At 49.2% G+C, this 20,892-nt stretch carries 21 protein-coding genes; 4 read left to right on the top strand and 17 right to left on the bottom strand.

The window, feature by feature from the left end; all coding sequences use genetic code 11:
* Positions 1-216: 216 nt before the first annotated feature.
* The 4 genes from AB5Y53_RS08055 to mobI form a co-directional block, all read right to left on the bottom strand.
* Positions 217-648 (bottom strand): hypothetical protein, encoded by a 432-nt coding sequence (locus AB5Y53_RS08055; protein WP_047235002.1) that lies wholly within the window; start codon positions 646-648, stop codon positions 217-219.
* Positions 649-1,690: 1,042 nt separating this feature from the next.
* Positions 1,691-2,707: a hypothetical protein gene (locus AB5Y53_RS08050; protein WP_047235003.1), complete on the bottom strand. Its 1,017-nt coding sequence runs from the start codon at positions 2,705-2,707 to the stop codon at positions 1,691-1,693.
* A 16-nt stretch (positions 2,708-2,723) separates the two neighbouring features.
* On the bottom strand, positions 2,724-3,026 hold the full coding sequence (locus AB5Y53_RS08045; RefSeq protein WP_080962351.1) for a hypothetical protein: 303 nt from the start codon (positions 3,024-3,026) through the stop codon (positions 2,724-2,726).
* Positions 3,027-3,030: 4 nt separating this feature from the next.
* Positions 3,031-3,429: a conjugative transfer protein MobI(A/C) gene (gene mobI, locus AB5Y53_RS08040; RefSeq protein ID WP_368181573.1), complete on the bottom strand. Its 399-nt coding sequence runs from the start codon at positions 3,427-3,429 to the stop codon at positions 3,031-3,033.
* A gap of 627 nt (positions 3,430-4,056) precedes the next feature.
* Between mobI and AB5Y53_RS08035 the strand changes: the two genes are divergently transcribed.
* From AB5Y53_RS08035 to AB5Y53_RS08025, 3 genes are read left to right on the top strand one after another with little or no spacing between them, the layout of a single operon-like run.
* Positions 4,057-5,040, top strand: coding sequence for a ParM/StbA family protein (locus AB5Y53_RS08035; RefSeq protein ID WP_047235005.1), 984 nt, complete (start codon positions 4,057-4,059; stop codon positions 5,038-5,040).
* Positions 5,041-5,069: 29 nt separating this feature from the next.
* Positions 5,070-5,339, top strand: a complete 270-nt coding sequence (locus tag AB5Y53_RS08030) for a hypothetical protein (RefSeq protein ID WP_047235006.1) — start codon at positions 5,070-5,072, stop codon at positions 5,337-5,339.
* Positions 5,336-5,803 (top strand): DNA-binding protein, encoded by a 468-nt coding sequence (locus tag AB5Y53_RS08025; protein ID WP_080962352.1) that lies wholly within the window; start codon positions 5,336-5,338, stop codon positions 5,801-5,803. Before AB5Y53_RS08030 ends, AB5Y53_RS08025 begins: the two co-directional genes overlap by 4 nt.
* Positions 5,804-5,856: 53 nt before the next feature.
* On the opposite strand, the gene AB5Y53_RS08020 is transcribed toward AB5Y53_RS08025, so the two are convergent.
* The 4 genes from AB5Y53_RS08020 to AB5Y53_RS08005 are packed head-to-tail and all read right to left on the bottom strand — an operon-like array spanning position 5,857 to position 7,834.
* The gene (locus tag AB5Y53_RS08020; protein ID WP_047235007.1) at positions 5,857-6,429 is read right to left on the bottom strand and encodes a FlhC family transcriptional regulator; all 573 of its coding nucleotides are present in this window, start codon (positions 6,427-6,429) and stop codon (positions 5,857-5,859) included.
* Positions 6,426-7,028: a flagellar transcriptional regulator FlhD gene (locus AB5Y53_RS08015; protein ID WP_052814314.1), complete on the bottom strand. Its 603-nt coding sequence runs from the start codon at positions 7,026-7,028 to the stop codon at positions 6,426-6,428. The genes AB5Y53_RS08020 and AB5Y53_RS08015 overlap by 4 nt, the downstream gene beginning before the upstream one ends.
* A 3-nt stretch (positions 7,029-7,031) precedes the next feature.
* Complete coding sequence (locus tag AB5Y53_RS08010; RefSeq protein WP_047235008.1) at positions 7,032-7,571, bottom strand: transglycosylase SLT domain-containing protein; 540 nt, start codon at positions 7,569-7,571, stop codon at positions 7,032-7,034.
* A complete protein-coding gene (locus AB5Y53_RS08005) occupies positions 7,571-7,834 on the bottom strand; it encodes a helix-turn-helix domain-containing protein (RefSeq protein ID WP_080962353.1) in 264 nt (87 codons plus the stop codon). Before AB5Y53_RS08005 ends, AB5Y53_RS08010 begins: the two co-directional genes overlap by 1 nt.
* Positions 7,835-8,554: 720 nt before the next feature.
* On the opposite strand from AB5Y53_RS08005, the gene AB5Y53_RS08000 reads away from it, so the two are divergent.
* A complete protein-coding gene (locus AB5Y53_RS08000) occupies positions 8,555-8,935 on the top strand; it encodes a hypothetical protein (RefSeq protein ID WP_232489916.1) in 381 nt (126 codons plus the stop codon).
* Between the two features lie 34 nt (positions 8,936-8,969).
* Here the strand turns inward: AB5Y53_RS08000 and AB5Y53_RS07995 are convergent, their stop codons facing one another.
* From AB5Y53_RS07995 to AB5Y53_RS07955, 9 genes are all read right to left on the bottom strand, one after another.
* The gene (locus AB5Y53_RS07995) at positions 8,970-12,515 is read right to left on the bottom strand and encodes a conjugal transfer protein TraG N-terminal domain-containing protein (protein WP_368181569.1); all 3,546 of its coding nucleotides are present in this window, start codon (positions 12,513-12,515) and stop codon (positions 8,970-8,972) included.
* Positions 12,516-12,527: 12 nt separating this feature from the next.
* On the bottom strand, positions 12,528-13,970 hold the full coding sequence (locus tag AB5Y53_RS07990) for a conjugal transfer protein TraH (RefSeq protein ID WP_052814315.1): 1,443 nt from the start codon (positions 13,968-13,970) through the stop codon (positions 12,528-12,530).
* Positions 13,971-13,973: 3 nt separating this feature from the next.
* On the bottom strand, positions 13,974-14,990 hold the full coding sequence (gene traF / locus AB5Y53_RS07985; RefSeq protein ID WP_047235011.1) for a conjugal transfer protein TraF: 1,017 nt from the start codon (positions 14,988-14,990) through the stop codon (positions 13,974-13,976).
* 127 nt (positions 14,991-15,117) lie between these two features.
* Complete coding sequence (locus tag AB5Y53_RS07980) at positions 15,118-16,623, bottom strand: UvrD-helicase domain-containing protein (RefSeq protein WP_059296362.1); 1,506 nt, start codon at positions 16,621-16,623, stop codon at positions 15,118-15,120.
* Positions 16,620-16,907 (bottom strand): hypothetical protein, encoded by a 288-nt coding sequence (locus tag AB5Y53_RS07975; protein ID WP_059296363.1) that lies wholly within the window; start codon positions 16,905-16,907, stop codon positions 16,620-16,622. Before AB5Y53_RS07975 ends, AB5Y53_RS07980 begins: the two co-directional genes overlap by 4 nt.
* Entirely contained in the window at positions 16,907-17,923 is a 1,017-nt protein-coding gene (locus tag AB5Y53_RS07970) for a DNA-binding protein (RefSeq protein WP_368181567.1), read from the bottom strand. The genes AB5Y53_RS07975 and AB5Y53_RS07970 overlap by 1 nt, the downstream gene beginning before the upstream one ends.
* A gap of 525 nt (positions 17,924-18,448) precedes the next feature.
* Positions 18,449-18,781 carry a hypothetical protein gene (locus tag AB5Y53_RS07965; protein WP_368181566.1) on the bottom strand — a complete coding sequence of 111 codons (333 nt, stop codon included), beginning with the start codon at positions 18,779-18,781 and terminating at the stop codon, positions 18,449-18,451.
* Between the two features lie 242 nt (positions 18,782-19,023).
* Positions 19,024-19,905 (bottom strand): DNA replication terminus site-binding protein, encoded by an 882-nt coding sequence (locus AB5Y53_RS07960; RefSeq protein ID WP_368181565.1) that lies wholly within the window; start codon positions 19,903-19,905, stop codon positions 19,024-19,026.
* Positions 19,906-20,298: 393 nt separating this feature from the next.
* Positions 20,299-20,775 (bottom strand): hypothetical protein, encoded by a 477-nt coding sequence (locus AB5Y53_RS07955; RefSeq protein WP_368181564.1) that lies wholly within the window; start codon positions 20,773-20,775, stop codon positions 20,299-20,301.
* Positions 20,776-20,892 lie beyond the last annotated feature (117 nt).

Below are 20,892 nucleotides of genomic sequence, written 5' to 3'. Positions count from 1 at the left end.
AGTAAACCTACCGCCTTCCCCCCTGGTCTCCTGTCGTGCAGTAAACCTACCGCCTTCCCCCCTGGTCTCCTATCGTGCAGCAAACCTACCGCCTTCCCCCCTGGTCTCCTATCGTGCAGCAAACCTACCGTCTCAATCCTATGGGGAGAGCCTCCCCGGTTAAATTTGGGCAAAAAAAACCGCCCCAAAAGGCGGTTCAAGTGTTTAAGGAGGCTACTACTGCTGAGCTATTTTTCCCTGTCTTGGTGTTTGGACTCCCTTCTTTGCATCGAGCTCTTGATTCAGGTTGTCCTGGTTGAAGATCGCGCAAGTAACTTTGTCCAGCCCTGCTTTCACTACATCGTGATTCCCATGTCTCTGAGCGTCCGCCATAGTTGCGATCAAGCGGCTCGTTGCAAAAGATGATGGTTCTGCAACTGCACCACATTCATCGGCGAGTTTGTTGTTAACCATCATGATTACTTCAATGAACTCATCCACCCCCCTCAACGACTCGTACCCTTTAGTAAGGTAGATTGCTTCATCTGAGACATATGGGACAAATACCACATCCACAAAGTCCGCATCCTCGAAAGCATCCTCTGGAGAGGTGTAAGAAAATCCCGAGATCGAGGTGAGTGCCAACGTGACAGCCAATAACTTTTTCATGACCTGAACTATCCATTATTTAGTTTCAATGCATCAGTATTGTGCTACCAAGGGGATTCATCTGCAACGCATTGCGGGGTTCTTGGTTTTCATGTACTCCACGAACCTACCGTCACCCACGTAGCTATCGTGCAACAAACCTACCGCTTTGTTATTCACGCAGTGAACCTACCGCGTGAAAGAGTCTGAATTGTTTTTGGGGTCTGATTGAATGCAAAACATACTGTGACAATTTTCGATAACCCCGCGAAGATCCGTCCATCGAATTGTCAGGGGCGTTATGGTGCAACAAACCTACCGTCACTCGTGCAGGTAACCTACCGTGAATATCCACAGTTACTGCGAGATCTCTGAAATGCAGTCGGACTGCTAAGGGGCCCTGAATGAACTCTGTGGGTGATAAGCCCACGGTACCGGCATGGCCGCAGCGAGAGTGTTAAGTCCAACGCTAGGCTCCCTACACAACTGTGTCTCGTGCTGGATTGGCAGAACAACCAGTTAGCCGGTGGTATGACGACGGACGATTGTGGGGGGCGGTTCCACCAGTTGCCGGAAAACCCGATCGCCGGGTGTCGAGTGTAAAATGCAGCTCCTTGCTCCTCCGGCCGAGCTGGCATCTCTGACGATGCGCTTACGACTTCCTGGGATTCCGGTATCTCGGATTAAGTGCGCTCCTGCTTGGTCAGCGCCAAGATCCATTCGTCAATGGTGATAGGGCTTTGTTGCTGGTGGATAGTTCCAACGCTGAGCTTATAGCCTCTATACAGCTCTCAGGAGTGCCTCCGTGACGTTGGAGCCTATCTCCTAAGCTGGGTGCTTCGGAATGCGTCTCAGGCGGTCTTGAGAGCCTGTGTTGATGCGTGATGATGGAGGGACGGTATCTGAACGGTGGCGCAATCCAACCGTGCAGCAAACCTGCTGATCTTGGGTGGGCAGGCAAGGGGGAGGTTATGTTGTTTTGTTGGCGCGAAAGAACAAAGCCAGTAAAGCTGGCCTTGTTCGTAAGTTGCGGAGCCATTTGTGGGTTATTTACTCTTGTCGCTTATTGTCCTAGTGCTTTTTGCTCAATCTGCTGCCTGCGTTTATTCGAGGCCATCATCTGCTTTACGAATTTTTCATGTGGCAGGATTACATATCTCACATCAAGTGTCTTGCGGCCATCTTTAATTTGATTAGCCTCATACTCGCTAATTATTTGCTCCCCAACTAAAACATCGAGAGCATTTTTCATAGCTCTGATATTTTCTGGCATCCTCGGGCTTAATTCTCTTGGGCTTTGGCTCAGGAAACTTTTTAGCGACGGCGTGTAAGGTGTGCTCAATGATGCTTGAGTCCAATAATGGCTCATCCGCTTATATATAAATCGCGCAAGCGGGGAGCGTATATTCATCCCGATTTTGTAATTGTACTGTCGGTACGTTAGGCTGATAATTGATTCATGCACCAATGGGTGAAATTGCACATAACAGCGAGCATCCTGCTTTTTATTTTTCAGATCGTTGAGAGTGGTAAGTCCAACCATCGGGAAAAAACTGGAGCTGAAAATGGTTCCGCCATCATTGCTGATGCATTCGAGAGTTGCGCCGCGGCAAACAAGAATAGCTTCTTTAATTTCGTAGAAACTGTAGGTATGACCAAGTTTTGCTAGTTCTTGACGTAGTTGATGTAGCGAGAACATGACAGAAGCCTTGCCTTCAATAACAAGACCAGCACCTTTCACCGCGAGCTTACGCAAAGCATCTTCGACTATTTCCTCCCGTTGCCCAGCATATATAAGAACAGATCGGCCTCCCTCCTTCTCAATTATTGCCGGTTTAATTTTTACGGTGAATTGCTGGCCCCTGAGCGTGCACTGTCTCGTCACTACGGCGTTTGATAGATCTTCCCGTTCTCGTTTGGTGTCCCAAACATACTTAGGTAGAGCGTCGTAAAGCTCGATTGTATTCGAGTATTCGCTCTCCTTTCCTGGTGACTCGATAATTTCAAAAAGACTCATCTGCGGAGAGTTCTTCTCAATGAGCAACTTCTCGACGTCTTTGTCTTTCGATTTTCTGGTCATGTTTCGTCAGTGCCGTTTAGTTGATTGTCCATGCAGCAAGTAACGTCAGCAATCCCATCGCTACCGTGGCCGAAAATACCACTCGATAGATCTGGTGCTTTCCTTGCGCGGCATGATTCATGAATCGTTGTGCCGCTGATTCATATCGTAAATGCGCCATCTCACCCCTCAGGGTGTTTTCGTTGTGTGACGACAAACTTGGGTTTTGCTTCACTGTGCGTACAGTTCTTACCGCAACTGAGTCCTTGTTGACAGACTTTATCAGAGAGGCGCATTTACCCAGTTTCGCCAGTTCAGTTGCCGATACAGATTCAGTCATTGTGTCATACCTCGTCGCTATGTGTCTTGTTAAGTAATTTCTCGTATTCGCATAACGCTCGACGGATTTTCGAAAGGGCTGCGGCCCGTTTCCTGAATATCACATAGCGGGACTCTACTTGCGCTATGAGAGCCTGTGCCCACTGTGGCTCGTTTTTGAAGTTTGCCATGCTGTAGTTGGGGTTTTTCCCCTTCTTGATGTATGTCGAAAAAACGAGCTTCTTCTCATTCGGAGCTGTGCTGACGAATCTGTTTCGATACCACTCTGCGCTTAGTGAAACCTTTCCGATGATTCGTACACGGGTGCCGATTCGCCCTTGCTCATCTTCACCTGCATCCTCTCGCGCTAGCTGGTGTGAGGCCCAGTACATATCTGCTTCCTGCTGTGCTTCGACTGCGAGCACAGCGAGGGCTCGTTCAATTTGACTTCGTACCTCTGTTACAAATTGCTCCTTCTCTAACGATAGAACGTCCGTTGTGATCTCAGAACGCTCATCGACTAGAGATGGCTCTAGTAGCTCCAGCCATCTAGTTGTAGGTAAACTCGCCAAACAAACCCCCCAATCCCCGGCCAATTCCTTTCCAGATAACTATCTATCTGGAAAACTGCTCATAATTTTCCAATACAACCAAAACCTTTGCAACAGGCTAACGCAGAGGTGGAATTTGTCAATGAGTCATCTATCTATCTGGAAAACTACTAACTGTTTTCCTTTTTCAGATGATGATTTTGGTTTTTTTAGTATTTTTTTCCAGATAGATAGAAGAGTGGTGCCAGACTTTCATTTTTAGTCGAGCCATCAGGGCATGTTGAAGCCAAGCGATACTTTGGGAATTGGACGGCTCGGTGCTGGCTAGGCTGATACGGATGCTCAGGAGTAGGGTGGGGGGCAAAAAATCACTGAAAAACGACCTAAACGCCCATTTTCGGCACATTCAGAGGCATGGCTATAACTTTTCGGGCGGTATTCTGTGTTCCTGTGGTTGGAAGTCCACCGAAAAGCCACCTAAACACGAAAGCGGAGCGTTTTATGAAACAATTTATTTTGGGCCTTGATATTGGCTACTCGAACTTGAAGATGGCCATGGGGTTTAATGGGGAGGATGTCAGCACTATGGTGCTGCCCGTTGGAGCCGCCCCGTTGGCGCTGATGCCTCAGCAGCTGACTGGGGGTGAAGGGGACTGCATTCAGGTTGTTATTGACGGTGAAAAATGGGTTGCAGGGGTTGAGCCAGACCGTCTTCAAGGCTGGGACAGGGAGCTTCACGGTGATTACCCTGCAACAAAGCCATATAAGGCTCTATTCTATGCGGCCCTGTTGCTGTCTGAGCAAAAGGAAATTGATGTTCTTGTTACGGGGTTGCCAGTGAGCCAGTTCATGGACCCAGAGCTTCGAGAAGCTTTGAAAAGGCGCTTAGAGGGTGAGCACCAAATTACCCTGAAACGATCTGTGACAGTGAAGTCGGTGGTTGTGGTGCCGCAACCTGCCGGTGCTTATATGGATATAGTGAACTCGGCCAAGGATGAGGGGTTGCTGGAGCTTCTCCAAGAAGGGAAAACCATAGTCATTGACCCTGGTTTCTTCTCTGTTGATTGGGTTGCATTGGAGGGTGGGGAGGTTCGTTATCACTCATCAGGTACCAGCTTAAAAGCGATGTCAGTCCTACTGGAGGCGATAAATCTGTTGATTAAAGAAGAGCACGGTGGCTCTCCAGGAATAGATAAAATAGAAAAAGCTATTCGTTCCGGTAAGGATGAGATCCTCTTGTTTGGTCAGAAAGTGGGGCTCAAAGAATATTTGGAACGCGCGTCTTTCAATGTTGCTCAAAGTGCGCTAATTCCAATGCGGACTTCGATGCGAGAGGACGGAATGGATGCGGATGTAGTTTTGCTTGCTGGTGGTGGAGCTGAGTCTTACAAGGCTGCTGCAAAAGAGCTATTCCCGAAAAGCCGTATTGTTATGACCAGTAATCCTCTGGTTGCTAATGCCAAGGGATTTTGGTTCTGCGGCTGATATTTTTCTATAAACTGATGGAGGTCGTTATGCTAGGGGGTAAATGGGATGGCAAAATCTCAAACCTGAACATTTCTGATCAGGCTTTTCCGGAGCTTCATGCAGAGCTATCCAAGATGAACCATAAAGCGCGTAGCGATAGGCTGCGCTCTCTTGCTCTCTTAGGTCTGTATTCTCTTCAAATTTCTGGCAAAATGACGACTCCAGAGTCACCGGTACAGCCACTTGTGACGCCTGAGAATGATGGGGTTAATTCAAGGAAGCAGTTGCTGAAAAATAAATTACTGGATTCAGTATGAATAAAGATTATATTGGAAATAATGAAGGTGAAGGCTTGTTATTGGATGGGCAAAAAAAATGTTTGATCAATCTCTCAGCCTCGGAGAGGCGTGAGGTTGTTATTTCTGAGCTCAAAAGAAAGAACCGCGTGTTGATATTAATGAGAGGTCTGCCTCTGAATGAGTTTAGAGAGATAATATCTCGCTTGGAAGCGGTGTATTCGGAGCTTGAGTTGGAGCAAAAAAACAAAGAGGAGCTTGAAAGAACACGAAGGATTGAAGCGGAAAAAATAATAAGCGATATGAATGCTCGTGGTGTGGATATTGAGTATTTGAATGAAATTATTGTTGGTAAATCTGAATTGGATAACGCTAGATATATTAAAGATGGGGTGCCGTGGAGTGGGCAAGGTCGCCGACCGGAGGTTTTCAAGGGGCTTGGTGCTGTGGAACTTGAGCGATACAGAGTGCCTGCTAAAAGTTAAAAAATAAGCGCCTTTGGGCGCTTATTTTTTAAATGGGTTGTATATATGTGGATTTATGTGCACTCTTTTTCGGTTTCGCTATCCATATCCAAGCTTTCTTTCTGCGTTGATTGCTCCTTACAGTAAGGACAATCGACACATGTTCTTTGGTTGAATGAGGTGAAGTATGAGCAATTGCAATGCTTGCATAACTCCATCATCGCATCCCCGGTTCGCAATTCTTTTGCTAGGCACCACGCATCGCTAATGTCAAATGCTTCCCATCTAGGTCCGTTTAGGCCAGGGATTTCCTTACGGATGGCATGATACATCCGAAATGCCTTGCCTAAGGCTGCTACATTTATGGAGCGCACAACACCGGCACCACCAATATTTGAGTACAACTGCATCAGTAGTGACGCCTGGATTTTCGATGCGTGACTATGTATCAGGGTTGCTCCGCCTCTCACGGCTCGCGATTTGGATTGGTTTACGGTAAAACCCTCTCCTTTCAGTTCTTGCCGTAGTTTGCGAATTTGTTTGTAGGTCAGCCCAGTTTCTAATGTGATGACGTAATTGATGTAACCAGCGAGCACCATGTGCCGAGCTGTAATTAACTGCCCTAGACCAGAACCACCAGTAATCATCTCAATCCTCCTTGACCCAGAGATTGTTGAATTTTTTTCAGCAGGGAGTGCGTTATGTCCTCTCTGCCCTCTTCGAGAATTTCTTCAATAACCGATGGGGAACAACGTAGGCCGATTCGTGTCACTGTGGTTGCTGCCATCTGCCTCAGTTGGCTGTCGGTGGCCTGTGCTATAGCGCTTGCCAGTTCATACGAGATCCCAAATATCTCTCTTGCAATTTCAAGATCGCGTAATGCCATCCGATTAACCAAGAGCCAATACGCAACATCAAACTCTTCCAGCGAGCGCCTGATGGTAATTGTTGGGTCGTATCTTTCCCTGAGAATGTTGAGAATGCTGCATTCCGAGGTTCGAAGCTGGAATGACAGGCAGACGCCCGATGATAGAGCTTTGAGCTGCTCAGGGGTGGCAGTTGCCAGTTTGCGGACCGTGCTCATGTTGAGTGAGAACTGGCTCGCAGCAATGTCTGGGTGCTCCCTGGAGAGAGTGCTGAGCAAATTCCAGAGTGTGTAATCGAACTCGAAAACGTTAGGGTCTGCGGTCTCATCTTCCATTGTCAGGGAGCGCATATCCAGAGTGCTAATGATGTCCAGCTCCATGTTTCACTCCAGCTCCCTGAGATTACGCCAAATGGCTAAAATCCGAGAGCCGTAGTTTCTGGCCCTCAGTTCGTCGTCCCAGTTGTGGTAGCGACCAATGCCTAGTTCGAGATCTCCGGGAGAGGATTCGATGGCCTCTGACAGCACTTCTGTGCCGGTCATGATGTTTTTATCTTGGTCAAGGAGCTCTTCATAGGACGCCACTCGATGGCCATTCCAGCGCAAATTCACTTGCATGATCCCAACGTCGATTTTTTTTCCGTAAAGTCGTTGCCACTCCAAAAATTTCGCTCGGGTATCCTGTTGGTTCTGGCCATAAAATGGGCCATTTGGCCCTCTTAGGGTCCACTGCCACGGCCCCACGTTTCCGTCCCCACGACCTGAGGCTGACTCAGCCAGCGCGATCGAGTAGACCAGCAGAGGGTCCAGTTTGTAGCGCTTGGCTGCTTTGTCGAAGCTGGTGCCAGACAGGTTGATGGCGTATGTCGATGAAGACCATATTGCTGACGCGAGCATAATCGCGCAGGTCGCTTTCCGTTGCATCAACTCACCTCCCTGAGTGGGATACCCAGATAGTCATATCGTTCCGGCCATAACTCGATTGGTTGCATGTCCAGCGCTGAGGCAATTTCATGCTCCCACCGAGGGCTGGAACGGTACAGGGCCGTCGAGACAACCTGGCGCGAGATGTTGTGCTTGCGCCCAATTTTTGCCAAGGAGAGCCCTCTGATCTTGAGTTGGTACTTGATCCACTCGCGTTTTTTTGTGAGGTCGCGAGGTACCTCAGAGCAGATCTCATTGCTCATGTTTGATTTATCCATTCTTGCCCCTTTGTGCCTAATGGCATCTTTTTATTTGCCTAAACTGCATTTTTTTCGTGTTTCTTTCTGCGTGATTTGAATTTATGAAATGGACGCTTTAAGCAGGCATTTATAAGTCCAAATATTGATACTGTCAACCAGGTTGACTATTTGGTATGAATCAGTGGCTAAGCGCTAATAATGCGGATTTGGGTTCTTTGATTTGAAAGTATTGATAGAGCGATTCAATCGCTCTTTATCGATGTTTCATTGGAACAAAGTGAGTTTTTTATTTTCGTAAACTGAGTAGATCATCACGGCAAAATGGCGTTCTTTTTGCCTGATGGGACAAAGCTAATGTTTTACCAATACAAAGTTGTTTTGGTGGGGAGTGAGCTATTTATATGGGGATAAAAAATGGTTCGGCCATCCAAATGTGGATGAGCTCTAAAGGGATGCGACTTTAAAGGGGGTCGATATGGAGTTGAAGCTCTGGAGTTCCAGAGGGGAGCCAAAGCGCAAGCAATGGCCTGTCAAGTAGCATATCGGATCCGATTGACGTGTTCAAGAATGTAATGAGTTGTCAGTATTGGTAATGGCTCGTACAGCCAAAAATTTCACATGTGAAATTTTTGGCTGCCGAGGTTGAGGGGGCGCTCGCATCATGGTTGCATTTTATGCGACTGTGGTAAGATCGGGGTACATGGTTGATTGTGGGATGGCGTGATGAGGAAGATGGTTAACATTTTGCTCTTGGCTTCTGTGCTTTTGGGCATTCCGATGATGGCTGATACCCCCTGGGGAATGGCTTTTGTGCTCGGTCCATTCGTTGTGTGGGGGGGTATTTTTTGTGCGTTAGTTCACAAAAGTTTATGGGCTTCACTTGTGTTATTGGGTGGTGTTGCTTATTTCCAATGGCAAATAGCCCTTGCCATGTTGGTTCTTTTGGCCATTGTCAGTGCCATCAAAAAGACGAGAAGTAAAGGTGTAGTCCTGCGAGGTTCAAGCCGGGATTCGATTGATGGAGTATATGGGCCTACTTCTATTGACGCAGCAGAAAGAGCTCGTTGGGGGAAAGGAATAGGAATAGGCTTGGGGGATGACTAAAAAGGGGCCGATGGGCCCCTTTTAATTTGTTCACCTAATTGAACCCTCTTTCTGAGATGTTGTATCCCCTGATCGGTGTTAGGTAACTACCAGCTCGATCACCGGCACCGGAAGCATTTTGCAAGACGTTTACCATTTGGTCTGTAAATCTCTCGTTTTCAGGTGATAGGACTGGCTTCCCATTTTCTATTATGGGTGAGCCATCAGGATTACGTTCGGCATAATCCATTTTCAGGTTGTTGACCGCTTGATCCATCTGTCCCTTATCTGTACTGAACGATTGCCCGAATACAGCAGCCTGTTTTTGGTTCAAACCATAATGACTCTGTGCAATAGATTGCATGGTCTCTTTATACTCATCCCCGTATTGCTTCATGAACTGTTGCGTAGTTCCAACACCGGCTTCTGTCGCCGCAGAAAGAGCGGCTGCAAAGAAGGCTCCCCGCTGTTCTATGCTCATCCCCTTTGCCGCTTCGGATAAATCTGATTTTCCCGTTATCCACTCTTGTGCGGCATCATAGCCAGTGGCCGCAGCTCCAATGATCCCTCGACCAAGTTGAGCGGCTCCAACAAGGGCTTCACCTTGCCAGCCGTACTGCTCTTTCAGTGCATTATCCCCCCTCTGTGTGGTAGCAATGAAATCATCTCGTTGTTCAGGTGTCATTGTCCGCATCTGGTTTGCAATTTGATTGAATGCAGCACCACCAGCCTCACCTCCTGCTATCAATGATTTCCCTGCGCGGCTTGCCCATTCACCACCGTTATCCAATGTGCCCCACGCTGACGCAGACCAAGACATTGGCGGGAGTGCATTCAACATGTTGTCCCGTGCTTTTTTAACCTCTGGGGCTGATAGCCTTTTCTCTACGTCTTTAGCTTTGTTATCGAGTGAACCAGATCGTGCCTGATGTTCTTGCTGAACAATGGGGCTGGTATTTGGAAGTTGACCAACCTCTGATGCCGGGTTTGTCGCTGCCGTTGCAGCTGTGTTGCTCCGGAAATTAGGTCCAATATTAGGTCCATCTCCTACTGCGCCTTGAACCTGATTCGGTAGGCCAGTAACGTTCGGGCTGTTGAGATCACTGTTTGCATAAGGATTACCGCTATAGCCAGAATTTCGTCCAGTCGCTGTGTTATAGGCCTGTACAACGGCTTGAAATCCGCCAATCTCCTTACCTGGCTCGTAGTTAGAGGAGTTGGTCATAGCCGTCATCCTAGCTGCGGCTTGAGCTACCTCAGGTGTCATGCCATAGGACCGGTAACGTTGTTCTAGCGAAGCTGCTTCCTCTTTAACTGCTGCCGGTGCAGCGTTACGGAAATATTCATTAAGCTGATTCATTGCAGCTGGAGACCGAGCAACTTCGCCACCAAGAGCCTTGAAGTCGGTGTTGGACATTGAGCCCACTTGGGTTTGCAGCTGACTCATGGTGTTGAAGGTGTTTGAAGCCGAAACAACCTCAGAGGCTGATTTCGACAAATTTTGTGACAGAGTATCTCCCCAGGTATGTGAGAAGCTTTCACCCCCCGAGCGACTAAAACCCTGTGCTAATTGGTTTGTTAGTGCCTGACTGTCTGTTTGAGTGTAGCTGAGGCCATTTGCGAATTGAGCAACATCACTCGAAGTTCGGTTTGTTGAATCTTGCGCTGAGGATTCTGTACTGCCGGTAATTCCTGCTCTTACATCAACCGGACTATCGCCTTTTTTACCAGCTGCGCCTACCGCTGCTTTACCTATAAGAGGCATCATCATTTCGGCAAACTTGGCACCATCAATAGAGCCTGATGCCTGCATCGCTACTGCCCCTTTAACTGCATCGGAGTGTGATTGGTCCACCCCGAATTTTTCCATAAAGTTCTTCGCTTGTTGGTCAACAAGCGAACTCTGTTCAGTCCCTTGGGATGAGATGGTGCGTCCGATGTTAGAGAGTCTGGAGTAGGTTTGAGCTTGGTTCGTACTGTCTGAAAAGGCGCGTGTCAAATTGCTTTGGAAAGCCTCAGATGCTTGCTTCTGATTTGCTTGGGCAGAGCTGACCGCGGAGGACATATTCGAACCTAGGGATAACGTGCTGATCATGCCTTCGGCCCCGCTAGCAAGAGCACCACTGAATTGGTTTTGATTGTAAGCCGCTTGAGATTGCATCAATGGCCCCTGCTTGAGGAGATCTGGAGTATTAATTTTCTCGTCAACATGATCGCCGCCGCCGATCTTCGATGCCAAGCTGGTGAAGGCATAAGTGCTACCAGAGACGATGAATAGCGAGATGATAGGTGTTGAGGCTGCGAGCATTCCTCCCGTGGCGATCCAGTGTTGCAACACATCACCACTCGATGACAAGGCGTACATGGAGTTGAGTCCATTGGCGCTCAGGCTCGCCATCTGATTGGTTGCGGCAGTGTGCACGAACAAGTTAATAATTGAGAGAACTGGCATCCACAGCTGGATCCAAAGTATGGTCTGGACATATTTACCGGCCAGTTGCACCCCGAAACTACCCATGACGATGATAAAGGCAATGATCGGTGTGATGGCGTAGATGAATCCCTCAAAGAAGGTCAGCATTGGACGAACAACCGTCATGAACATGGTTTGTTCTGCCGCCCATTGAGTGTTCCGCTGTTGAACTGCCTGGTTAATCATGAGGGCAGAGCCAAAGTCCTGTAGGTCTTGGTAACGCCCTGAGGCTGCTTCATAGTAGAGCGGTTCTAGCACTGCGGCTTTGATGTAATCAAAGGAGGATGTTGTGTTTGCTCCCAGAGCCTGTAGTGAGTCTGAAATTTTGGTGAAGGAGTTATCCCCGGACGCGGGATCTATACCAAGTAAGTTGTTCAGGGCTTCAATAACCAAAGGGCTATTGAGGTTGGCCGTGGCATTGCTAATTGCTACCCAACCATCTGTGCATGTGTAATCAGCTCCATCGGGGTTTGAGGTGGATAGATAAAGACGAGTACCATAAAGCTGGGAATTGAATCTCAGGGCAGTGTCAGTTGAACGATTCATCAGTTCGTCCAGTGACATGAGGTTTAAATCAACTTTGGTTAGGGTGCATTCACGGATGTAGTTGTTCCAGGAGCGACGAACATCGACATAACCGCCACCGTTGGAAGCGTTCAACGCAGTGAATACTCCGGAATCGTAAGCTCGCCGACGAACGTCATTGAGGAGTTTCAGTGTCTCGGAAAAGTGGCTCTCTGTTACGTTAGGGACGATCACTCCGTATCCGGTCTCAAAGAGATTGGTGATGGTATAACCAACGTTGGAGATGATCCCTCCAGTGAAGCCCACACCCAAGGGGACGTTTGCTACTACGCGGACTTGCCCCGTGTAGGCGTCCTCTATTGTTACTGTTGTGCTTGGGCCAAAAAAGCAGGCGTAAATCAGCCAGCCGACCAATATCTGCTGGATATTGATCTGCTTTGCGCCTTGAAAGACTGACTGGATCATGATCATCAAGACCCCGAGCAGTAGGCCAATAGAGACCATCTTCTCGAAATCCCCAGTGCCGGTAATCATGCTCACTGCAATTAGTATTTGCTCAAGAAATGCTGAGTCGCCTATAGAGTAGATTGTGAACGTGCCCATCTCACTGGCTCCTTAGTTTGTTGTCGGAGGGTTGGACACGGTGGCCAACATGTATTTCTGCTTGCGAATATTGTCGAGAAGGGCGTTGTATTTCGTGATCTGGCTTGAAAGGTCTCCATACTGGGAAGAAAGAACTGTGTATTCACTTCGTATCTGCTGTTGCGACTGGTCGAGGAGATCGAGAGCCTCTTTTTTGTATGGGGATTGGCTATTTGCCAAAGAGATCCTGGCTGCCCGGAAGAACTCTTCGGTGAAGCCGTACATCATTGCAAGTGCAATGGCTCCTGACGATTCAGTTGCAAAGAGGTTCGCACCATCTTGAGACAACACAGACAGGTTGCGGACAATCGCTCCCATCCCACCAGGTAGGTTTGTTACGAAGGCTTTTTCGGGATCTGTCAAAGTGCCGGAGTTTGTTGCGTACTTATAAATGACTCCCGGCGTAGAGCTTGTGCCGAGCAGAATGTCTGTGATCTGGTCGCGCATCCCTTTCAGCACGATTGTCTTATTGCCGCTACCAGCTGTACCCGCAGTCAAACAATCGGTTGTGTCGCTGCCACAGGAATAAATTTTTACAGAGCCTCCGGAGATTAGGTCTGACAGCGAAATTTTGTTCCCAGGAAGGGTTGTCAGTGGTGATGTTTTTGCTCCACTTCCGGTCGCGTTGGGATCATTGATAAGGTCCCCAATGATTACCGTACCTGTGAGGGACATAATGGATTCAAGTAAGGTGTTGTCTCCGTATGAAAACCATGAGCTAGTGTTGTTGTTCTTGAGCTGCTTCCAGACAATATTCCCGATCAGCTTTTTGTACTCCGTTGGTTTGTTGGCCTTGAGCTCTTCCATCGGGCTTTTGCCTGTACTTTGGGTGTTTGAGGCGAAGAAATCTTCGAACAGGCCTGTTGTAGTTGCTTTGAGGGAAGCATCGGTTTTATGTTGCATGTCGAAGCTGCTGGTGGCGTCATTCACAATGCCTTGAGCCAGTTGGCACGAGTTGCCTAAATGTTCGTTCAGTGCCTGAACTTTCTTCTGAAAGTTCTCAATCCATTTGGCTCCGTCTGGAAAAACGTTATCTAGGGCTAGTTGAAATGCGTACCCCTTTGCATTAGCTGCAACTGAGCGCAGCAACTGGACTATTTGGTCGGCATTAATGAAAGATAGCGAGCCTCCAAAGAGATCAACACCACCACAACCTGCTTTCCAAGAAGGCGGGGCAAAAGCAACAATGTTCTCATCAAAAATCTTCGCCTTGCCAGTAAAGCGCCCACCAGCCAGAACACCGCGACGTTGACTTTCATAGACGCCAGGTGGCGTGGAGTTACTCATTTGGCCGAAGAGCTTATCCATCTCGCTCTGGAGGCCATGCGCCTCAGCAGTATCAGCCGTCATCATTAAGCTACCAACAGCGATGCAAAGCGCGAGAGTGCTCTTCCTTGTGTGCTGCATTATGTTCATTTATTACTCCTGTAATTTACCCCGGATGTACTGCATCAACTGATCCGGTGGAATGAAGTTGTCTTTGTCATTACTGCTATGCGAAAGCTCTTGCAGATCAGAGCCGAGTTCCTGGGATGCTATGCGCTCAGCAATGTTGTTCTCCAGGTTCAGCACCGGGCGTGTCTGATTGAACTCTTCGTCGGATACCCAACCGTTACGCTTAGCGGCCACCAGTATTCGGTGGTTGATCTCAGGGAGTGACATGGGGCCTTGGCCGATCGGAGCAAACTGTCCATCGGGTGAGGCAAGATAGATAGCAGGGAGCGTGATCACTCCAAGTTGTTTGGCATGACCGTCATCGGTTTTGTATGCAGGGAACAGCCCGCTTGGGAGTGGTTTACCATCCATTGATACCGGCATGATGGTGAACCCCTCACCTTGCTCAAGCATCTTGACCAGCGGGGCTTGGAGGTCGCTGTATTCGTCATCGGATTTGTAGAAGAAAAAAATACCTACACGGCTCGCGACACTTTTGAGGAGCTTGTTCTTTGCTTTGCCTGCATCACGGTCCACTTGTTGTGAGGCGAATGTTGCCGCGGGTCGTCGTGATATTTCGTCAAGGAAGGGGTCTCCCACAACAGCAAGCTCAGTTGTATTCGAAAACTGTTCTGATCGGTCAATTGCAAAGCGCTGTAGGTACAAAAATGTCCTGACGTTTTCGATGGTCGGGTTATCCCAAGCCAGATCTTTGTACTTTGGCAAGTTTTCGCGGAACCACTTAGCAGAGAACATCTCTGGTCCAAGAGCTGCTGGTGGGACTGATGGCGGTACCTGCACCGGTTTGGCTGCGATAACTGGTTTAGGATCAGGCTTTTTGGGTTTTTTCTCTGGTTCTTCTGGAGGATCTTCCTTGTACCAGAACCAACCCTCTTCCTTTCGCTCATAAAAACGTGATTGATTGTCCTGTGACCAAGCCGGGAATGTGTTTCCCAGAGTTAGTGCAGTGACAAGCAGAATGCTTAAAGGTGATTGTTTCATAATCTCAAGCGCGTATTTTCCCATGCTTGATATGGTAGGGGGGGCGGGTCTGAAACTAGAGAGGTGTTGGCGCCCATTAAGGGCGCATTGAGCGTTTTCAAAAAATTTCACATGTGAAATTTTTTGGCTATTGGGTTACACCACCCTCGGTGGCTTCTGTAGCAAGCTTCATTTGCTTTTCAACAAGCCGCTTATGTGTGATATAGCGAATGACCATTTCAACAGCACTGTTCAGGGCCAGCACCCGCATTGCACGGGTTGAGGCTACATAGAGCAGGTTGATCTCGTCATCCCTAGTGGTTGTGTCGAGCTCTGGGTCCAGCACATCAGGATAGTCGTCATACAACTGCACGTTATCCCACTCAAGCCCTTTGCATCGATGCGCCGTTGAAACCGTGATGTCTGCACTAAACTCATCCTTCACCGTATTGAGGCGTAAAATTGCTAGAAGATCGGGAATATTGTCGTAGGAGCTGATGATTTTGATGGCTCTCGACATTTCTGGGTCTTTAGTGGCTTTAGCCACCTCTTGGTACTCACCGTAATCTTGGAAATCGTCAAGAAGCTTCTTGTTTCGAACCCTATCTGGCGCAGCCTTGGCGTACCAATAAATATCCTGGAGCTCGTTGATCTGGTATGCGTCGATCCCACCAACCCAGTAGACCTTCTTTCCCTCGGCTGTGGCGGCTAGTGCTGTCTCTATCACGCCCATCACAGTGCGATGGATAACAGTCCGATGACCTATGTCTCTTGGGAGAAACATAACGACTTGATCCGTGACTCCTCTACCTACAACCGGACGTTTCTCACCTTTTAACTCCAGTAGGGCATTTGCGACGATGGCAACATTGCGGCCAAATCGCCAACTGTGTGTCAGGTATAGCTGGTCGGCCCCAGCAAGATCTTTGCTGTCCAAGGCATTATTGGCTCCTCTAAAGCGATAGATCTGCTGGTGGCGGTCACCCACCAAAATGACTTTACATTGTTGTTGCAGCACGATGCTGCTGGTTACCGGATTTGAGTCCTGTGCCTCGTCAAACAGGATGGTTGTGTACCGGCGAGCCAAGTTTGGCATCCCCAGCTGGTATTGTTTGAGGTAGCAGTCATGCACAGTAGGGAATGGATCTTCTGGGTTTGTCATCTTGCTCCAGACGAACTCGGCACCTTCTACAACTTGGGAAATATATTGGGCCTGCTTCGTAGTAAGAACCTTACCGGTATCTGCCCGAGCGAAGTGTGTGTAAAGGATCCGGAGGTCTGCGCTGGACATGAAGGCGTTCAGGGTGTCCAGGATGTCTTTGGCTAGCGTCCAGTTTTTGGTACCCACGGCTTGAGCTATATCGGTCAGTCGCAGATTCCCAGTGAGCTTGTGCTGATACATGCGGCCAATACTGGCGTAGGCCAGCTGGTGGGAGGTTTTACAGTCCACGTTGGCCGGAAACTTTTCCCGTGCCTCATCACGGATTCCCCGGTTGTAGGCGATGTAGAGGATGCGTGAGTTCAGGTTGTTGTGAGCATACTTGACAAGTGTTGTCGTTTTTCCTGTCCCGGCATACGCCCTGACTACAAGAAGGCGGCCCTTGTATTGGGTGATCAAGGCTTGTTCTGGTGTATCTGGAGGTAACGGCTTCATGTCGCGGAGCCCAAAGCCATATGGCCGTTACCTCGCATCATTTGAGCCTCCATAAAGAGATGAATCCGTTTTTCTTCTCTGGGGAGTACCGCCTCACAGTCCAGATCACTCCACCACTCAGGAGCCTTGCCTTCTGCAACCTCGCTGACCCAGTTATGAGTCCGATAGAGCCATGACTCATCGCCAGGATAGGCTGCTGCCAGCAACATCGCAGCTTCGATCTTGATCTGGAGGTTGGCGGCTCTTTCCCGCCATGATTCCGAATAATTTGGCTTTCGCTTCATCAATCCCCCTTTTTATTCGCGCCCTCCTCAATGTGGAGGGGCCTGTTTGCCTCCGCAAGCTCCTGTTCAAGCTTGGAAATTTTTGCTTCAAGCGACTTGGAATGGCTATCCCGTTCCTGCAACTGACCAGCCATTACGCCAGATGATTTAAGCAGGCTTCGTATTTCCTCCTGAGCATCGGAGAGTTTTATCTCTAATTTGTTTCTCTCATTTTCAGATGCGTTCCATTGGGCTTTTACTGTGGCAAGTTCACCCTGGAGGTCTGCAAGTCGGGAATGCAATGTATCCAATTGTGCTTTGAGCACGTCCCCTTGCTCGTAGGCCGCCCGCAGCTTCTCGGCATGTTCGATATTTTTGCTTTTTTGAACGGTCAGCTCACCCTCTGTATCTACCAATTTTTGGCTCAATGACCGCTTTTCAATCTCGGCCTGCTCCAGCTGGTTTTGAGCGCGGATTAGTGACTGAGATTTTTCATCGAGATTGTCTTCCAGCTCCGCAAATCGCTTTTGAAGCCGATTCAAGTCAGCCAGGGCGTGCTCCAACTCTGCTGCCTTGAGTGACAGAGCTTTATCTGACTGTGTGAGGGCCGTGTTAGTCTCGGCCATCTGGCTCTTGAGGGTTTCAAGTTGCTCTTCGAACAGGTCTGCTCGTTCGGCATCGTTGTTTGCCATCTCAATGGCTTGCTCAAGCTCATCCTTCAACTCTTGCTCCTTCCTGTACATGAGCTCCCTCTCGTGCTGGAGGCGTTCGTTGGTCTCGGTCTGGGCTGCGAGGTAGAGCCTTTTCAGGAAGACGTTGCCGTCATTAATGATGGCCTGGGGCAGCTCAATCTCTGGAGGGGATTGCTCCAAGGCGTTTTCTTCTGCCCAGCGTTTGAGGTAGGTGGATATGGTGGTGTAGCTACCTTTGGAATCAAGAAGTTCACGGATACTTGTGATAGTGGGCTTTTTGCCTGCATCTTTCAGCGCTTGCGCTGCCTTCGCGACATCGGCGTATTCCACCAGCTTTCTTGCCATGGTATTTCTCCAAAATAAGGACGTCGATTTTTCCTGAATGATAGCACAACCATAATTACGGTAAATTACCGTTATTGTGATTTATCGTAATTATCATAATTTTGCGTTGTTTGAGATTTTCCAGCTATCAGCCGTGGTGGTACCTCTCATATGCTCACCGGCTGACACTGCCCAGAGCGGCGGTCATACAGCTCAGCAATGGGAGGGCATGGCTGCGAAGTTGAGGCATTTGCTGGTGGAGCTGGTGGCCGTGAAGCCGTGAATCAGCGCATGACCCGAGTGAGCCGCTGATGAGTCTGCTAACCGAGTTGCCGCCGTAAGGCCCTAAGGGCCTAGGTCATTCTAGTGGGGAGGTGTGATAACTACGGCCATGTCATGGCGAGGGATGATCCGATAAATGGCCGTGAAGACATAAGGCCCCTCATGGGGCCTTATGTTACGTTGTCACACTGAGACAAAGTGCTTACTGATCACTGCGTTCAGGGGGGCTTGTTGCGATAACAGAAACGCAATAATACATGAGATCTAAACCAAAGGCGCAGAGTCAAAAAAAGCTGGGATTAAGAAGGCTTCATGGATAAAACGATGTTTAATCGTAGCCTCTGCATCTTCCAGAGAGGTAACATTGATATCGTTAAGAATTCTGGCCTGAACCCACGTTAGTACAGGTTTTGAAGTAGGCGCGTCAAATCTACTTACACTAACCGGCCCTGCCTTTAGCACCATGAGAACCTCTCGGCGTACATAAAGACAGGCGTTAAATTTTGGGCCTTCAGCAGTATCTTGCTGATAAATTTCGCATTTACATTCTTCAGAATGTCCTGAAAGAATCAGAGTTGAAACGATCTTAAGGGTCATATCCAGTTGCTCCATTTGCCGTTTTACGTTCATCCTGTGTCATCATTCTATGGGGATCTAAGCCCAATAGAACGAAAAGTACGGTAAGAGCGTAACCTTATGTATTTTCGTTAGATAATTCGCTTAACGTACTGCCCCCCTTTTACACCTCTCAATGCACGTCAGGGCCATGTCGTCATCGGATAATATGGGGGGGATATGGCCGTTTTCAACGGCCCACCTTGCTCATCCTGAGCATGTCATCACAACGGAAACGCCTCGATGGCGACCCCGCAAAATGTCCCGATAACACGGGATTCCACCCGGTCGTTCCGCGTTTTGCGCCCTGCCTTCGGGTCAAACGACTTGAGCATCTTGATCTTGGCATCAGCATCCTGGAGTAGGATCAGAGGCATCGGTGCCGTCACCGTTCTCAGTGCCCCCGCGGCCATGATGTTTGCCACCGGCTGCACCTTGACCTCCCGGCGCTCGCGCAGCGCTGCCTCGGGGGTGCCGGAAATCCTGTCGAGCAGCTCTTCCAGCGGCGGTCGAAAATCTGGCCCTGCTTTCTCCAGCTCAACCCGGATACGGCGCATCAGTTCATCTTTGTCGGGCCGTTTGAGCGAGTCCTTTTGCTGCCAGGTGAACCGGATTGAATCCACGTCCCCCTCGGCATAGCACCGGATCTGCCGGTACAGGTGCAGGGTCATCACGCCGGGGCATTCGGCCCGGAGTGCCTCAAAACGCTCCTGGCGGGTGCCGTAGCTGGAGACGATGAACGCCTCGATACCGGCTTTGGCTGTGTTGATGCGATCCACCAGCTGCCGGAGCTCGTCAGTGGCGGCCGCACCGACCTGGGAAGGGGAGAGCCACAACACGCCGACGGTTCGGCGGGCTGACTTCTGGGAGAGCTGGGGGATGATGTGGAGATCCCGGTAGCAGTCGGCGGCGAGCGACAGGGCATCGCTCCCGGTTTGTTCCAGGACGACAATGCTGGTTGTCGGTTCGCTCTCGGCGCCCTTGGCCGTAGGAGTGATGGCCGCGGCGCAGGCGTAACGATAGGGTAGGCGCCTGATGAGTTTTGCAAGGCGATCGAGGTCACGGGTGATGGCCGTGTACTGTTCGGAGATGAAGTTTGTCTGCATGGTGGTCCTTACCTTGGGTTTGTACCGATAGAATATTGGTTAGAGAATAGTCAAAATTAGACCATCATGCAAAGAGGGGTAGAAGACCCTATCGCCGCCGCTGCGCGGCGTCGGGGGAGGGTGAGCCCGATGTTTTATCGTGACAGTCTTTGACCCGGTGAGCCTTACCCCGATCGAGCTCAGCTCCTCTGGCAGGCCCGCGCTCGCGGGAGATTAGATTGAGAAAGAGAGAAAAAGAGAGAGAAAGAAGAGACGCGCTTGTCAGGGTTGCGCTGGGGTAACAGGTGGGCCTCGGGGGTTGGTATGGGGTTTTATACCCCACGATGCATGATGGTCTAATTTTGGCAGGGAATCCAGAAAAGTGGACTAATGTCATGCTCTGTAATGTTCATTCTATCGGCAATTTCTTTGTCCCCCGATAAGCATGGAAAGCTTCTGAGCGACGAATGTAGTGAGTGCCGCATAGTAGCAAAAGTCCCGTTTCAGTTTGGCTTTCTTCGCCCAGATATAGAGATCGATATTGCATCTCGCATCTCTGCGCTTGGGTCTGGTTACTCCACCTAGGTACAAATTTGGGAACACTTTGTCGCTTTCCTGGGCGGGAAGATAACTGAGTGCGAGTTCCGACAGTTTCATTGCCGGTTGACCACCAAGGCGGTCGTAGTCGTGAATAAGCAAACCTTTATCTCTATCAATCTGAGTCCATTTAAGAAGGTTCACATCTTCCCAGCTCAGACCTGTCTCGCATATGAACAGGAATGCCCTGAACATGCCTGAGTCGATGTACCAGTCGTCATTCGTGAGTGCATCAGCAAGAGCTTCAAGTTCTTTTTGGGTAAGAGGTTGGATCAGGCGTTCTGCGTATTGCACTGTCGTTCTCCTTTTGTCCAGTTGTGGGCGAGTAATAGAGTTTCATACCAGGTCTGACGGTAGGCCAACGTTTCATGGTTTTGAACATCCCTCACGGAGGTAATAATGTCATACCAA

Origin of the sequence: Aeromonas sp. R7-5, assembly GCF_040908015.1 — a bacterium.
In the GTDB taxonomy this organism is placed as follows: domain Bacteria; phylum Pseudomonadota; class Gammaproteobacteria; order Enterobacterales; family Aeromonadaceae; genus Aeromonas; species Aeromonas caviae.
This window is presented reverse-complemented; position numbering and strand designations above follow the sequence as displayed.